Below are 14,822 nucleotides of genomic sequence, written 5' to 3'. Positions count from 1 at the left end.
AAACCCCCGTACGGAACCGGTGCGTCCACCAGGCCCGTACAGGGGTTTCGCCGTTGCGCTGTTTCGTCGTTGGGCGGTTTCGTCGTTGGGCGGTTTCGTCGTTCCCCGACCGCCCCGTCAGCGCCCGTAGCGGATCAGGGCGCGCACCATGCGGCACGTCGTGTCCGACGGCGGATGGATACCGATCAGCGACGCCGTCGCACGTATCTTCCGGTTGGTCGCGCTCGCCGGGTGATACACGCCCGAGTCGAGCAGGGCGATGGCGAGGCGCATGGCCTTCAGGCGGCGGTTGTGGGTCTCGTACCACTCACGGGGCTGTCCCGCGGGCAGTGGCTTGCGCTGCACGGACCTGGCTGCTGGCTGTGTGATGTCGAAAAGCTTCGTCGTGATTGTGGCAACGGCCATCGGCGACCTCCCGGCACGGTGGTGGAACCCTCACGAACACTGCCGATTCTACCGCCTCCCACTGACAATCGCCCCTGGCCAGACGGTGTTTGAGGCAGCGTTGAGGCAGTTGGGATCAGGCCGTCGTCCCGCGACCGATCAAGCCTTCCGCCTCGGCGAGGATCTCCGTCAGCCGCAGGCCGAACCGCACGTCGCACGCGTGCGGCAGGCCCGTGCGCGCCGCCGTGAGCAGCGCGTCGATCGCGGTGCCGAAGATGTCCGCCGGGTCGCCCCAGCCCTCGGGCAGGACCACCGTCCCGTGCTCGCCCCGCAGTTCGAGCCCCGCGCCCGCGCCCCGCTCCGGAGCGCTCAGGCTCAGCACCGCCGAACTCGCCACCCCCGACGTGTGCGTGAGCACCAGATGCGTGAGGTCGGGCTCGGTCCGTACGGCCGTCACACCCGTCACGTCGCCCAGGATCGGCAGCAGCGCGGAGAGCGCGTGCGGGCCCACGTCCCACAGGCCGCCCTTCTCGCGGCGCCAGGGCGAGTCGGCGTACGGGCTCTTGTCGCCCGCCCCGTAGAGCGCGCCGAGCCAGTGGGCGCGTGCGGTGAACCAGCCGCCCACGGCAGCCTGTTCCTCGACCCACCGCGCGGTTCCGGGGGCGAAGCGGAGCGTGCAGAAGACGAGGGAGGCGACGCCCGCGCGTTCGGCGGCTTCCGCGACGGCGCGCGCGGCGGGCACGGTCGTCGCGACCGGCTTGTCCATGAGGAGGTGGCAGCCGGCCGCCGCCGCGCGTACGGCGAGGGGCGCCTGGACGTCCGGCGGCAGTGCGAAGGCGACCGCGTCGCTCACGGCGAGGAGCGCGTCGAGCCCTTCCAGACCGCCCGCGCCGGGCGAACCGCCCTCGCCGGCGCCCGCGTACGCCGTGGTGTCGTGTGCGGCGGCGAGCGCGGTGGCGGCTTCGGGGCGCCGCCCCCACACGCCGCTGAACGCGACGTCCGGGTGGGCCGCGATGGCGGGGGCGTGGGTGCGCTCGGCCCAGGGGCCGGTGCCGAGGAGTGCGATGCGTAGCTTGCTCATGTGGATCAGTGTGCCGTCCGCGCCCCGGCCCGGCCCAGAGCGGGCGGGGACCGGATGGCCGCCAAACCGGGTTGGCGGTGTTGTCAGTGGCCTGTGCCACAGTGATTCCCATGCTGGACATCAGGGTGAAGACGGAGAACTGGCAGGAGTACGAGCGGATTTCGGCGGACCGGCTCGGGGAGCTGGTCGCGCGGATGGGAAGTGACGACGAACAGTTCGTGACCGCGGACCGGATCCCCGACCTGCCGTGCGTGTTCATCCAGGTGGCGCGTAACACCGACCGGAGCTACACGCTGGAGCACCGGAACGGGTCGGACGTCGACATGTTCGGCACGGAGCTGCCGGACGCGGAGTCGGTGGCCCGTCTCATGGTGGCGTGGGCCCGCCAGGAGCGCGGCTGGGACGCCGGTGTGGTCTGGCGGCAGGTGGGGCTGGCGGGCGGCGGCCCGGTGCCGGAGCTGGAGCTGGACGACACGACGCGGCAGGAGATCGAGGGGTACGTACGGGGGTTGATCACCTGTGGCTACGACGGGCGGCAGCGGCTCGCGGAGGACGCCGAGGAGTGGCTGGTGAACGGGGACGAGCGGCCCGTCTCCGCCGCGCAGGCACAGCGGATCGTGGACCGACTGTGGCTGGAGCGCGTCGAGGAGCAGGCCGGATGGGAGGGCGAGACCGACCCCGAGCGGATCGCGGCGGTGTTCGCCGGGCTGGACACACGGGGCATCGTGGCCCGCGAGAATTTCACCTGCTGTCGTAGCTGCGGGCTGGCCGAGATCGGCGCCGAGAGCGAGGCCGGGGACACCGAGGCGGTGCGCGGCTTCGTCTTCTTCCACGCGCAGGGCACCGAGCGGGTGGCGGCCGGGGGTGGGCTCTCGCTCTATTACGGCGGGTTCGACGGCTCGGAGGAGACCACGACGGCTGTCGGCCGGGAGGTCGCGGCGGCCCTGACGGACGCGGGTCTGGCGGTGAAGTGGGACGGGGAGCCGGGGACGGCGATCGAGGTCACGGACCTGGACTGGCGCAAACGGCTCGGCTGACGGGGGCGGGGTGGGGTGGGGTGGGGTGGGGTGGGGTGGGGTGGGGTGGGGTGGGGTGGGGTGGGGTGGGGTGGGGTGGGCCCGCGTGAACGGGCTGTGAATCCCATGAACAGCCCATGAAATCGCCAATGGATGTCCCTGCGCGTACCGACCCTTGAGAGGGCACTCCTGCTGCGCCCGCGTTTCTGCTTCAATGAGGTCATGGCCAGCCTTCTGCACGACGCGTCGGGTCGCATCGACCTTGAGCCGTTCTGGCCGTCCCGGCAGCATCACGACTTCGACCGGGTGTGTCGCCGCGCGAGGAACGCGTCGGCCCTCTAAAGCCTGTTCCCGGGCCTTCGGCCGTCGCGAATGACGTACGTCCCGTCCTGTCGACTCGACGACATCCTTCGCGCGAAAGAGCTGACCCCTCATGGCGAACTCCCGTCCCTTCTCCACCGTCACCGCCGCCACCGCCGCGGCCTCCTCCGCCACCTCCGGCCGGCACCGACTGCGGGCCGTCGACCGTGACGAGGTCGTACCGATCGGCACGGCCGGTGCGGCCAGCGCCGCCGACCGGCTCGTCGACTCCCTGCCGCCCGGCTCCACCTGGCTGCCGGCCCCGGCGCACACCCTGCCGACGCTGCCGGGCAGGCCCCCGATGATCGGCTATCTGGTGCTCGTACCGGCCGATCAGCACCCGGTGGCCACAGCCACCGCACACACGCCCGCGCCCGCCCCGGCTCCCGGCGCCGCCGAGGGACCCGTGCGGATCGACCCCGACGAGCGGACCGTCGAGGTGGACGGCCGGCCGCTGGATCTGACGTACCTGGAATTCGAACTGCTCGCCCATCTCGTGGCCCACCCCCACCGGGTGCACAGCCGCGACCAGTTGGTGACCACCGTCTGGGGTTACGGACACGTGGGCGACGGCCGGACCGTCGACGTGCATGTGGCGCGGCTGCGCCGGAAGCTGGGCGTCGAGCACCGCCACACGATCCGCACGATCCGCCGCGTCGGCTACAAGTACGCGCCGTAGGATCCCGCGGTCGCGGCACACGTGAGGCCCCCCGCCGGGCGAACCAACCGTTCACCCCCGGCAGGGGCCTCACTCAGGTGCGTACGGGCTACGTACGGGTTACGTACCGGCTCCCACCTTCGCCTCCGCCTCCGTCTTCGCGGCGCGCGCCCGCGCCCGCGCGACCACGCCGAGCACCACGTCCAGGATCAGGAACGCCACCAGCGTGATGCCGAGCAGCGGTACGAACCAGCCGATCAGCGCCGCCGCGGCGATCAGCGGCAGCAGCACGGACAGCGGCACCTTCCGCCACGCGCCGCGCGCCATGGGCCTGCCCACGCCCAGCTTGCGGTCCTGGGTGGGCCTGCGCTGCCACCACATGCGGTAGCCCCAGACGATCATCAGGATCAGCGAGAGGGCGAGGGCGGCCAGGAGCAGTTGGTTGACGACGCCGAACGTGAGGCCCATATGGGCGTCGATACCGATCCGGGTGAGCTGGGCGAGCAACGGGTAGTCGGCGAAGCGCAGTTCGTCGAGGATCAGTCCGGTGCCGGGGTCGACCGCGACGGAGTCCAGCCGGACCGGGAACTGGTTGTCGCGCTGCGCGACGACGTACGCCGTGCCGTCGGCGGGCGGTTTCACGCTCACCGGGCCGTCGAGTCCCGCCTGGCGCGCGGCGGTCAGGGCGTTGTCGATGCCGATGTCCATGCCCTGGTGGTCGCCGCCGGTCCCACCGGCCCCGCTGTCGCCGCCGTGGCCCTCATGACCTTCGTGGCCCCCGGCACCGCCCGCCGCGCCCTCGCCACTCTTCAAGGTGGCCGAGACGACGGGGGTGGCGCCGCCCAACTGGTCCTGCACGGCGCCGATGTTGGCGCCCGCGTACGTGGACCAGGTCAGCCCGGTCGCGGACAGCAGCAGGAATCCGGTCGCCGCCCAGATCCCGAGCGCGCCGTGCCGGGTGAGTGTTCCGCGGCGGCCGGTGGCGCCGGCTTCGGGCCGCAGCAGGGCGCGCTTCGCCCCCTTCGAGGTCCTTCTGCGGCCGGTCCACAGCAGCAGTCCGCCGAGCGCGACGACCCACAGCCAGCTCGCGGCCGTCTCGCTGTAGATACGGCCGGGTTCGCCGAGGTGCAGATGGCGGTGGAGTCCGGAGAGCCAGGTGCGCAGCGGGAGCGCCCCTGAACTGCCGTAGCTGTCCAGCTCACCGCGTATCTGGGCGGTGTGCGGGTCCACGAACACCGCCAACGACTCGCTCTCCTCGCTGTCCGGCATCGTCATCAGGACGCGGGTGGACTCCTCGCTTTCGGAGGAGGGCCAGACGGCGGTGATCTTGCCGTCGGGGTGCTTGGCGCGCGCGGCCTCGACCTGCTCGGAGAGCATGGCCGTACGGTCGCTGTCCGGGGAGCGCAGCTCCTGGCGGTAGACGATCTTCTCCGCCTGGTACGAGAGCGAGTAGAGCAGCCCGGTGGTGGCGGCGATCAGCAGGAGCGGGGCGACGAGCAGGCCGGCGTAGAAGTGCAGCCGCAGCACGAGCGGGCGCACGGCGCCCCACGTCGACACGGAGGCGGGGGCGGAGCCGGGGGCGGGGGGCTTCTTGACGGGCGGCTTCTTGCCGCTCGTTTTCTTGTCGGCGCCCTGTACGGGGTCGTCAATGGCCATGACTGTCCTAGGAGTTGGCGTGGCACGGGAAATCGACCCCCGGACCCCGCTCAGCTCAGCTCAGACCATGGCGGAAGCGGCCCCGGGGGCCGTCGTACGGATCACGGACACTCGTCCGTCGGGCGGCCCGCGCCGGGACACCGCGTGGGCCAGGACCGCGCCGCGCGGCCGGTGCGGGGCACGGGTGCGGTGCCGGGGCCGTACGGGCGGCGGCGGTACGGCGAGTGGCCGGGGCACGGCGAGGAGCAGCCGCAGCGGGGTGAAGGCGAAGGCGGCGACGGTCCGGCCGAGCCGGAAGAACGCGGCCTCGCCGCGGGCCAGCCAGAGCGCGCAGACGGCGCCCGCGAGCAGGTGGGCGGCGAGCATGCCCGGCGAGATGTCACCGGCGGCGGCCAGGACGGTGCCCGCGAAGCCGCTGTCGCCCTCCCCCACCCCCATGTCCGCGCCCGCGCCCATGCCCGCCGTCGCGTGGCCGGGCCCGTGGCCCCGCGACGGCATCGCGTCGTGCGTCCCCACGGCGGAGAACGTCATATGCAGCGCGCCCTGCGCGGTGAGCACGGCGGATCCGATGAATCCGATACCCCGGCGCCGTCCGCCCGCGAGCCATGACAGGCCGGTGAGCACGGCGAATGCCGCCGTAAGCACACCAAACGAAACTTCATGGGCAGACATGAACGAATGCCCCATCGCCGCCAGCGTCACGCACACCGCCGCGAAGATCGCGGCCCGCAAGGCGCGCATCGGCGACCGGGCATCTGTCATGGTGCGCTCATGCTGCCATCCCTGTGACGCGTGCGGCAGATGGTGTTAACGGCGCTGACCTGCTATGCCCGTGGTCACTCGGCGGCTCTGCCCGCAGCAGAAGAACTCCGGTGGCCGGACAGCCCCGTGGCAGGGTTTCGCACATGAGACTTCTGATACTGGGCGGTACTGAATTCGTCGGCCGTGCCGTGGCCGAGGCCGCGCTCGCGCGCGACTGGCAGGTGACCGTTTTCCACCGAGGACACCACGAGCCGCCGAAGGGCGTCGACGTCCTGCACGGTGACCGCACGGCCCCGGACGGACTCGCGGCCCTTACCGACACGACGGGTGGCGCGGCTCCCGATTGGGACGTGGTCGTCGACACCTGGTCGGGCGCCCCCTCGGCCGTACTCGACGCGTCCCGGCTGCTCGCCGATCGGGCGAGGCACTTCGCGTACGTGTCGAGCCGTTCCGTGTACGCGTACCCGACCCCGGCAGGGCTCCCGGAGACCGGCCCGCTGGTGGAGGGCGCTGCGGCCGACGCCGGGCGGCTCGACTACGCGCGGGACAAGCGCGGCGGCGAGCTGGCCGCCGAGGCGGTCTTCGGCGACCGCGCGCTTCTGGTGCGCGCGGGCCTGATCCTCGGCCCCTGGGAGAACGTGGGGCGCCTGCCCTGGTGGCTGGGGCGGATCGCGCGCGGCGGGCCGGTGCTCGCACCGGGTCCGCGTGACAACCCGTTGCAGTACATCGACGTACGCGATCTCGCCGAGTGGACCCTCGACGCGGCGGGACGCGGCCTCGGGGGCGCGTACAACCTGGTGAGTCCGCCCGGTCACACCACGATGGGCGAGCTGCTGGACGCATGCGTCGAGGCCACCGGCTCGACCACCGGCTCGACCACCGGCTCGACCACCGACTCGGCCACCGGCTCAACCGCCGAGCTGCGCTGGACGGACCCGGACACGATTCTCGCGGCCGGGGTCGAACCGTGGACGCAACTGCCGATCTGGCTGCCGCGCGGTGACGTGCACGACATGATGCACGCCGGCGACGTCTCCAAGGCGCTGGCGGCGGGGCTGCGCTGCCGGCCCGTGCGGGAGACCGTGGACGACACCTGGGCCTGGCTCCGGTCGATCGGCGGCGCGGCCCCGCAGCGCCCGGACCGCCCGTCTGTCGGGCTCGCGCCGGAGGTGGAAGCGGCGCTGCTGGGGTCGTGACCGGAGCGGTGCGGCGGCGGGTCCGTCCGGTCCGCCGGCGGGTCCGTCCGGTCGGCCGGCGGGGATGCCGGGGGTGTCCGAGTGGTGCTAGGTACACCACCGATTGGGGGCGAAGGCAGCTCACGTCGGACGGACCGCTCCCGGCAGACTGATGGTCGTGCCCGCCGGTCGGGCCGAGGACAACGAGCCGAGGCCCGGGGCCGATGGGGCGCCGACGAGGCACGGGCGACGAGGAGAGGAACGACGATGAACAGGACGAAGAAGGCGATCGCGGAGGCGGCCACGACCGCGGGCCGGGGGCTGGTGCTCGGGGTCACCGCCATCGCGGGGTCGGTCACCCTGTTCGTTCTCTCGGTCCTGTCGATCGTCTTCATCGTTCTCGGCATCGGCGTCTTCACCACCCCCCATGTCCTGGGGGCCGTGCGGGCGCACGCCAACCGGCGCCGGCTGCTGGCGGCCACCTGGTCGGACGTCAAGATCCCCGTTCCCTACCGCCCCATGCCCGCCGATCTGCGCTCCGGCGTCACCGGCCAGGTGGAGCGGACCACGCTGATGCTGAAAGACCCGGCGACCTGGCGGGATCTGGGGTGGCTGGTGGTGGACATGACGGCGGGCGCGGTCGTCGCGCTGCTCTCCATGGCGCTGCTCGTCTACCCGCTGGAAGGTCTCGTGCTGGCGGCCGGACTGTGGCGGGTCTTCGAGGAGGGCGGCGCCTACTGGTACGGCTTCGTCCCGGTCCACAGCCAGTTCACGGGCCTGCTGGCCGCCGCGCTGGGTGTGGCGCTCGGGGCGGTGGGCATGCGCTACGCCCACGACGTACAGCGCGGCTACTTCCTGCTGGCCAGGGCCCTGCTCGCGCCCGACTACGACCAGAAGCTGGAGCAGCGCGTCGCCCATCTCACCGAGACCCGGCACGACGCCGTCGACACCTCCGCCGCCGAACTGCGCCGGATCGAGCGTGATCTGCACGACGGCGCGCAGGCCCGGCTGGTCGCCATGGGAATGGACCTGGGCACGATCGAGGCGCTGATCGAGAAGGATCCGGCCAAGGCCAAGGAGCTGATCGCCAACGCCCGTAAGTCCTCCGCCGAGGCGCTGACCGAACTGCGCGACCTGGTCAGGGGCATCCACCCACCGGTGCTCGCCGAGCGCGGTCTGGGCGACGCGGTGAAGGCGCTGGCGCTGCGGCTGCCCGTGGAGACCGACGTACACGTCAGTCTGCCGGGCCGGGCCGAGGCTCCGGTGGAGTCGGCCGCGTACTTCGCGGTCAGCGAGATCCTGACCAACGCGATCAAGCACTCCGGCGCGGACCGGATCTGGATCGACATCAATCACGAGCAGTCCATGCTGCGGGTCGCCGTCGGAGACAACGGCGTCGGCGGCGCGAAGACCGGTTCCGGGACCGGGCTGAGCGGACTGGAGCGCAGGCTCGGTACATTCGACGGCATCCTGGCCGTCAGCAGCCCCGCGGGCGGCCCCACCATGGTCACCGTGGAGATCCCTTGCGAGTTGTCCTAGCCGAAGATCTCTTCCTGCTCCGTGACGGTCTGGTCCGGATGTTGGAGGCGTACGACTTCGAGGTCCTGGCCGCCGTGGAGACCGGACCCGAACTGACCAAAGCCTTCGCGGAACTGGAGCCGGACGTCGCCGTTGTCGACGTCCGGCTTCCGCCTTCGCACACCGACGAGGGGTTGCAGTGCGCGCTCGCCGCGCGCAGGGAGCGTCCCGGGCTGCCCGTGCTCGTCCTGTCGCAGCACGTGGAGCAGTTGTACGCGCGCGAGCTGCTGGCGGACGGCAACGGCGGCATCGGATATCTGCTCAAGGACCGGGTGTTCGACGCCGACCAGTTCATCGACGCGGTGCGCCGGGTCGCCGGCGGCGGTACGGCGATGGACCCCCAGGTCATTCAGCAACTGCTGTCCCGCCGGGCCCAGGACAAGCCGATCGGCCAACTGACGCCGCGTGAGCGCGAGGTCATGGAGCTGATGGCGCAGGGGCGGTCGAACGCGGCGATCGCCGCCCAACTCGTCGTCACGGAGCGGGCGGTGTCCAAGCACACGTCGAACATCTTCGGAAAGCTGGGGCTGCCGGTGTCGGACGACGACAACCGGCGGGTGCTCGCGGTGATCGCCTATCTGGACCGGGGACAGCGATAGCGACCCGGTGGGCGGGTCGGCCCGCGTGTGGCCCAAGGGGCTGCCGGGCGGGGTGTGTTGAGGGCATCCGCCCGGTTTGTTGCTGGAGATTTCTATGAATTCCTTGTGTGGCTGAACAGGCCGCGAATGCCGTCCGTATGGAACGGAGCGCTTCCTCCCCCCGCCGGAGATCCCCCAGAACCGGCACCGAAGCTTGAGGAGTTCCATGGGACGCACGTCAAGAAAACGCTCGACAGTGGCGAACCGGGCCATAGCGGCCTCGGCGGCCTTGATTCTGGGCGGGGGTGGGCTGGTAGCGGTAAATGTCTACGCATCCGCGGGAGAAGGCTCGTCCGGTCAGGAGCAGCGGATCCAGAATGCCGGACGCCAGATGTCCACCATCGACTGTCCCGAGGTCGCCAATGCGCTCACCAAGGTGCCGAGGCGGGCCCGTGCTCAGGTCGACCGGGAACTGGCCAGGATGGATACGCAGATCACCGCCGCGTACAAACGGTTCGCCGACAACAAAGAGCTGTTGGAGTCAGATCCGAAACTTACCGAGAAGAAGATCCTCAAGCCGTTGAAGCAGAAGAGGCTCGTCAGCCTCAAGCGCATCCGTTCCGCGCTCAAGCGTGCGGGGCATCCGCAGAAGAGTCTGGATTCGCTGGCCCCTTGCACCATGCGCCCCGATGACGGCACCAACGAGGGCGACCCGGGCGGCGGCCAGAACGGCGGCCAGAACGCGGGCCAGAACGGCGGTCAGGGCGGGGGCGACGGCGGGCAGCCTCCCGGCAACGGCCCCGACGCCTCCGACTTCGTCGACATCGAGTCCGTCGAGCCGAACGTCCAGCAGCCCCAGGAGCAGGAACAGGCTTCGACCGGCACCTTCACCACCGACTGCGGGCGCAACGAGAACGGCCTCTTCAACTCGGACAACGTCATCGCCGCGCCCGGCGTGAGCAACGGCGCCCACCACAAGCACGACTACATCGGCAACCAGGCCAACAACGCGTTCGCGAGCGACGACGACCTCGCCAACGGTGAGACGACCTGCAACGAGCAGGGTGACAAGTCCACCTACTACTGGCCGGTGATCCGCCTCCAGAACGGTCAGAACGAGGGCGACGCGAACGAGGACGGCGGCGGCAAGGACGGCAACGTCGGAGAGATCCAGACCCCGTCCGAGGTCACGCTGCAATTCGTCGGCAGCGCCACGTCGAAGGTCACGGCCATGCCCCGTTTCCTGCGCATCATCACCGGTGACGCGAAGGCGTTCGTCAACGGTGACGCCAACGCGAATGCCTCGTGGAGCTGCACGGGATTCGAGGACCGCCAGTTGAAGGACAAATACCCTATCTGCCCGGCCGGTAGCCAGGTGGTGCGTTCCTTCGCCTTCCAGAGCTGCTGGGACGGGCAGAACACCGACAGCGCGAATCACCGTACACATGTGGCGTTCGCCGACGAGAACGGTCAGTGCCAGGAGGGATTCCAGGCCATTCCGCAACTCAGGCAGCGGATCGTCTACGACATCCCGCCGGGCCCCGGATTCGCGGTGGACTCGTTCCCCGAGCAGTTGCACAAGCCCGTCACCGATCACGGTGACTTCATCAATGTCTTCGACGAGAACGTGATGAACAAGATGGTCGACTGCATCAACACCGGTAAGGAATGCAACTAGCTGCGGTGTGAGGTGATCCGCTGATCCGTGGGCGCCGGAGGGGCTGTGTGTACGTGGCCCCTCCGGCGCCTGCGCGCGTCAGCCCTTCTCGGGGTGCCCCGAGTGGTCCCCACCGCCGCCGTCACCGCCGCCGCCGTCGGTCCCCACGTGGTGCTCCGGGGCCGTCTCGACCGTCCCGCCCAGCTTGCCGCGCAGCGTCGCGACCACCTTCGCGTCGCCGCTGACGACCCACTTGCGGCCGACGAGATACGAACCGCCGTAGTCGTTGGCCTCGTTGATCCACTCGCGCAGACCGCGGTCGGTCGCGAAGGTGGTGAGGACGTATCTGCCGTCGCCCGTCTCGCAGTTCGCCTGACGCAACTCCTGCGCGTCGGTCTGCACGTTCGGGTCACAGGTAACCTGCTCGGCCAGTTGTTCGAGACTCCCGGTCGCCGTCTTCGGCACCTTCGGGTCCTCGTCGTCGTTCGCGCCGCAGCCGCTCAACAGGGCCAGGGCGAGCACCACCAGTGCCAGTCGGGGTCGCTCGGTACGCATTCGGCCATCGTGCCCTCTCCACAAGCCCCCGCGCGGGTGAACGGGGCATCACATCGTTGCCCGCCCCCTTCCCCGTCATTAACGTGCGCTCCGCACGCACCTGTTGTCACACCCGTAACAGAGGACCGCTGATGACCGAGCTGCCGAGTCCCACCAGCCACGCCGCCCCCTCCAGACGCGCCCTGCTGGCGGGCGCCGGAGCGATCGGTGTCGGTACGGCACTGACCACGCACTCCGTCGCCGCCGCCCGCCCGGCCGCGCCACCGTCCGCTACGGAGCCACCGTCTGCCCCCGCGTCCGCGATCGCCGCCGCCCGCGCCGCCGTGGAACGTCTGCTGCCCCGCCACGCCGACCAGTTCCGGTGGAAGGTGACGCCCGGCCCCGAGCGGTTCCGGGTCGCCGGGTCCGCGGGCCGGATCGAGGTGTCGGGCACCGACGCCGGTGTCCTGCTCACCGGGGTGCACTGGTATCTGAAGTACGTGTGCGGCGCCCATGTGAGCTGGTCGGGCAGCCAACTCGACCTGCCCGCCACGCTCCCCGCGCCCCGCCGCCCGCTGGAGCGCTCGGCGACCGTACGGCACCGGTTCGCCTTCAACGACACCCACGACGGCTACACCGCCCCGTACGCCGACTGGCCGCACTGGGAGGCGATGCTCGACATCCTCGCCCTGCACGGCTGCAACGAGGTCCTTCTCACCACCGGCCAGGAGGCCGTCTACCACCGGCTGCTGACCGACTTCGGCTACTCCGACACCGAGGCCCGCACCTGGCTGCCCGCGCCGTCCCACCAGCCGTGGTGGCTGCTCCAGAACATGAGCGCGTACGGCGGCCCGCTCTCCCCCGAGCTGATCGCCGCCCGCGCCGCGCTCGGCCGGCGGATCACCGACCGGATGCGCGAGTTGGGCATGTCCCCTGTCCTGCCCGGCTACTTCGGCACCGTCCCGGACAGCTTCGCCGCCCGCAACCCCGGCGCGAGGACGGTGCCGCAGGGCAGTTGGAACGGGCTGCCGCGCCCCGACTGGCTCGACCCGCGCAGCCCCGTCTTCGCCGAGGTCGCCGCCGCCTTCTACCGACACCAGCGCGACCTCTTCGGCGAGGTGAACCTCTTCAAGATGGACCTGCTGCACGAGGGCGGCAGCGCCGGGGACGTCCCCGTGCCCGACGCCGCCCGCGCGGTCGAGACCTCGCTCCGCGCGGCCCGCCCCGACGCGACCTGGGTGATCCTCGGCTGGCAGACCAACCCCGTACCGGCCCTGCTCGACGCCATCGACACCGACCGCGTGCTGATCGTCGACGGTCTGTCCGACCTCGACTCCGTGACGGACCGCGAGCGGGACTGGGGCGGCGCTCCGTACGCCTTCGGCACCATCCCCAACTTCGGCGGCCGTACGACGCTGGGCGCCAACTCCGACCGCTGGACGGATCGGTTCACGCGCTGGCGCGACAAGCCGGACAGCGCGCTCGTCGGCACGGCGTACATGCCGGAGGCCGCCGAACGCGACCCGGCCGCCTTCGAGCTGTTCAGCGAGCTGGCGTGGCGTCAGGATGCGGTGGACCGGGAGAGCTGGTTCCGCTCGTACGCCGATCTGCGCTACGGCGGCGAGGACCGCGCCGCGCGGGACGCGTTCGGTGTGCTGGCGGCGACCGCGTACCGGCTGACGACCGCCGACGGCCGCCCCGTCGACTCGCTGTTCTCCCGCCGTCCCTCCCTCACCTCGTCCGTCGGGACCGCCTTCGACACCGGCGAGTTCGACAAGGCGTTCGGCTCGCTGCTCGACGTGGCCCCCGCGCTGCGCGGCTCGGACGCGTACCGGCACGATGTGACCGAGCTGGCCAGACAGGCGCTCGCCAACCGGTCCCGGCTGCTGCTGCCGCAGTTGCGCGGCGCCTTCCAAGGAGGCGACGCCGACACCTTCCGCGCGCTGGCCGCGCTGTGGCTGAGACTGATGCGGCTGAGCGACACGATGGCGGGCTGCCACCGCTCGTTCCTGCTCGGGCCGTGGCTTCAGGACGCGAAGCGGCTCGCGACCGGTCCGGCGGAGGCCGCGACGCTGGAGTGGACGGCGCGCACGCTGATCACCACCTGGGCCGACAAGTCGGCCGCCGGGCACTTGAGCAACTACGCCAACCGCGACTGGCACGGCCTGCTCGCCGACGTCCATCTGCCGCAGTGGCAGGCGTATTTGGACGAGCTGGCCGACGCCCTGGCCGCCGGACGGGAGCCCAAGGTCTTCGACTGGTATGTGGACGAGGAGGCGTGGACACGGGCGCGCGACAGCTATCCGGTGCGGGCGACCGGTGACGCGTACCGGACGGCCCTGCGCGTACGGGACACCCTGGCCACCGCCCCGTACCAGGGCACCGTCACCGTCACCGCCGACCCGCTCGCCTTCACACCGGGCAGCACGGGCACCGTGCGGGCCGACTTCCGCTACGTCAACGGACTGCGCGGCACCGGCCCCGTCGACTTCGCGCTGACCGGCATCGAGGCCCGGCCGGACGGCCCCGCGCGACTGCCCGCCGTCGACCCGGCCGGCGCCGGGTCCGTCTCCTGGTCGGTGACGGCGCCCGCCGAGCCGCTGACGGTGCCGCTGCGGCCCCTGCCGTACGCGCTGGCGCTGGAGTACGGGCCGCGCGGCGAGGAGCGCGTGAAGGCCGTCCAGCGGGGCTCCGTGTATGTCGCGGGGCCACTGGCCGGGGACTGGCGCACCTACAGCAACACCGGGGCGGTCTTCGGGCAGCTCGGCGAGCGCTTCGCGGTCAACGGCGGCGGCCAGGACCTGTGGCGGGCGACCACACAGTTCGGCACGGCCTTCAAAGAAGGCGCGTTCAGGGACGGTGCGATCGTGACGGTGCGGGTGGACGCGCAGGAGAACACCGGGGCGTGGGCCCGCGCGGGCGTCATCGTCCGCGACCGCCTGGCGACGCCCGGTTCGCCCGGCATCGTCAACCTGGCCGTGACGCCGTCCAACGGGGTGGTGCTCTCGTACGACACGACGGGCGACGGCACGCTCGACACCTATCAGCGCGTCACCGGTGTCACCGCTCCGGTGCTGCTGCGACTGGCGCGCGCGCAGGGCCGGTTCACCGGTTCGTGCTCGACGGACGACGGCGCGACGTGGCGGACGGTGGCCACGGTGCCGGTACCGGGAGCGGCCGATGTCCAGGACGTGGGGCTGTTCATGAGCGCGACGAACGGGAGCAGCGGGCTGCGCGGCACGGTGGAGTTCAGCGGGTGGGCGGTCACGGGGTAGGGGTGTCCGGGCGGGCCGTGGTGCGGCCCGCCCGGTCGACGCGAGAGTGCCCAAGCCGCCTACCGCGTACGTCAGTTGGGTGACCATCCGACGCATCGCTCGTTCTGC

General features: G+C 71.4%; 12 protein-coding genes. 7 read left to right on the top strand and 5 right to left on the bottom strand.

The genetic code is table 11. The annotated features are described in order from the left end of the window. Nucleotides 1-117 precede the first annotated feature (117 nt). Nucleotides 118-405, bottom strand: a complete 288-nt coding sequence (locus tag OG329_RS31865) for a hypothetical protein (protein ID WP_405799841.1) — start codon at nucleotides 403-405, stop codon at nucleotides 118-120. A gap of 115 nt (nucleotides 406-520) precedes the next feature. Continuing rightward, entirely contained in the window at nucleotides 521-1,465 is a 945-nt protein-coding gene (locus OG329_RS31860; RefSeq protein WP_405799840.1) for a Gfo/Idh/MocA family protein, read from the bottom strand. Nucleotides 1,466-1,575: 110 nt separating this feature from the next. Here OG329_RS31860 and OG329_RS31855 point away from each other — a divergent pair, with 110 nt between their 5' ends. Next, nucleotides 1,576-2,502 (top strand): DUF6891 domain-containing protein, encoded by a 927-nt coding sequence (locus OG329_RS31855; RefSeq protein WP_405799839.1) that lies wholly within the window; start codon nucleotides 1,576-1,578, stop codon nucleotides 2,500-2,502. Between the two features lie 412 nt (nucleotides 2,503-2,914). After that, entirely contained in the window at nucleotides 2,915-3,520 is a 606-nt protein-coding gene (locus OG329_RS31850; protein ID WP_405799838.1) for a winged helix-turn-helix domain-containing protein, read from the top strand. Nucleotides 3,521-3,619: 99 nt separating this feature from the next. On the opposite strand, the gene OG329_RS31845 is transcribed toward OG329_RS31850, so the two are convergent. Then, on the bottom strand, nucleotides 3,620-5,155 hold the full coding sequence (locus OG329_RS31845) for a PepSY-associated TM helix domain-containing protein (RefSeq protein ID WP_405799837.1): 1,536 nt from the start codon (nucleotides 5,153-5,155) through the stop codon (nucleotides 3,620-3,622). 60 nt (nucleotides 5,156-5,215) lie between these two features. Continuing rightward, complete coding sequence (locus tag OG329_RS31840) at nucleotides 5,216-5,917, bottom strand: hypothetical protein (protein WP_405799836.1); 702 nt, start codon at nucleotides 5,915-5,917, stop codon at nucleotides 5,216-5,218. A 143-nt stretch (nucleotides 5,918-6,060) separates the two neighbouring features. Here OG329_RS31840 and OG329_RS31835 point away from each other — a divergent pair, with 143 nt between their 5' ends. The 4 genes from OG329_RS31835 (at nucleotide 6,061) to OG329_RS31820 (ending at nucleotide 10,926) form a co-directional block, all read left to right on the top strand. Next, nucleotides 6,061-7,113: an NAD-dependent epimerase/dehydratase family protein gene (locus OG329_RS31835; RefSeq protein WP_405799835.1), complete on the top strand. Its 1,053-nt coding sequence runs from the start codon at nucleotides 6,061-6,063 to the stop codon at nucleotides 7,111-7,113. A gap of 246 nt (nucleotides 7,114-7,359) precedes the next feature. Continuing rightward, on the top strand, nucleotides 7,360-8,631 hold the full coding sequence (locus OG329_RS31830; protein WP_405799834.1) for a sensor histidine kinase: 1,272 nt from the start codon (nucleotides 7,360-7,362) through the stop codon (nucleotides 8,629-8,631). Continuing rightward, nucleotides 8,616-9,269, top strand: a complete 654-nt coding sequence (locus OG329_RS31825) for a LuxR C-terminal-related transcriptional regulator (protein ID WP_405799833.1) — start codon at nucleotides 8,616-8,618, stop codon at nucleotides 9,267-9,269. The genes OG329_RS31830 and OG329_RS31825 overlap by 16 nt, the downstream gene beginning before the upstream one ends. A 205-nt stretch (nucleotides 9,270-9,474) precedes the next feature. Further along, on the top strand, nucleotides 9,475-10,926 hold the full coding sequence (locus OG329_RS31820; RefSeq protein ID WP_405799832.1) for a DUF1996 domain-containing protein: 1,452 nt from the start codon (nucleotides 9,475-9,477) through the stop codon (nucleotides 10,924-10,926). 78 nt (nucleotides 10,927-11,004) lie between these two features. Here the strand turns inward: OG329_RS31820 and OG329_RS31815 are convergent, their stop codons facing one another. Beyond that, entirely contained in the window at nucleotides 11,005-11,460 is a 456-nt protein-coding gene (locus OG329_RS31815) for a hypothetical protein (protein WP_405799831.1), read from the bottom strand. A gap of 131 nt (nucleotides 11,461-11,591) precedes the next feature. Here OG329_RS31815 and OG329_RS31810 point away from each other — a divergent pair, with 131 nt between their 5' ends. Beyond that, nucleotides 11,592-14,714 (top strand): alpha-N-acetylglucosaminidase, encoded by a 3,123-nt coding sequence (locus OG329_RS31810; RefSeq protein WP_405799830.1) that lies wholly within the window; start codon nucleotides 11,592-11,594, stop codon nucleotides 14,712-14,714. The last annotated feature ends 108 nt before the right edge of the window (nucleotides 14,715-14,822 follow it).

This window comes from Streptomyces sp. NBC_01506 (assembly GCF_045040295.1).
Lineage (GTDB): Bacteria > Actinomycetota > Actinomycetes > Streptomycetales > Streptomycetaceae > Streptomyces.
Note: the sequence above shows the minus strand (reverse complement) of the source record. Positions and strands in the feature narration are given on the sequence as shown.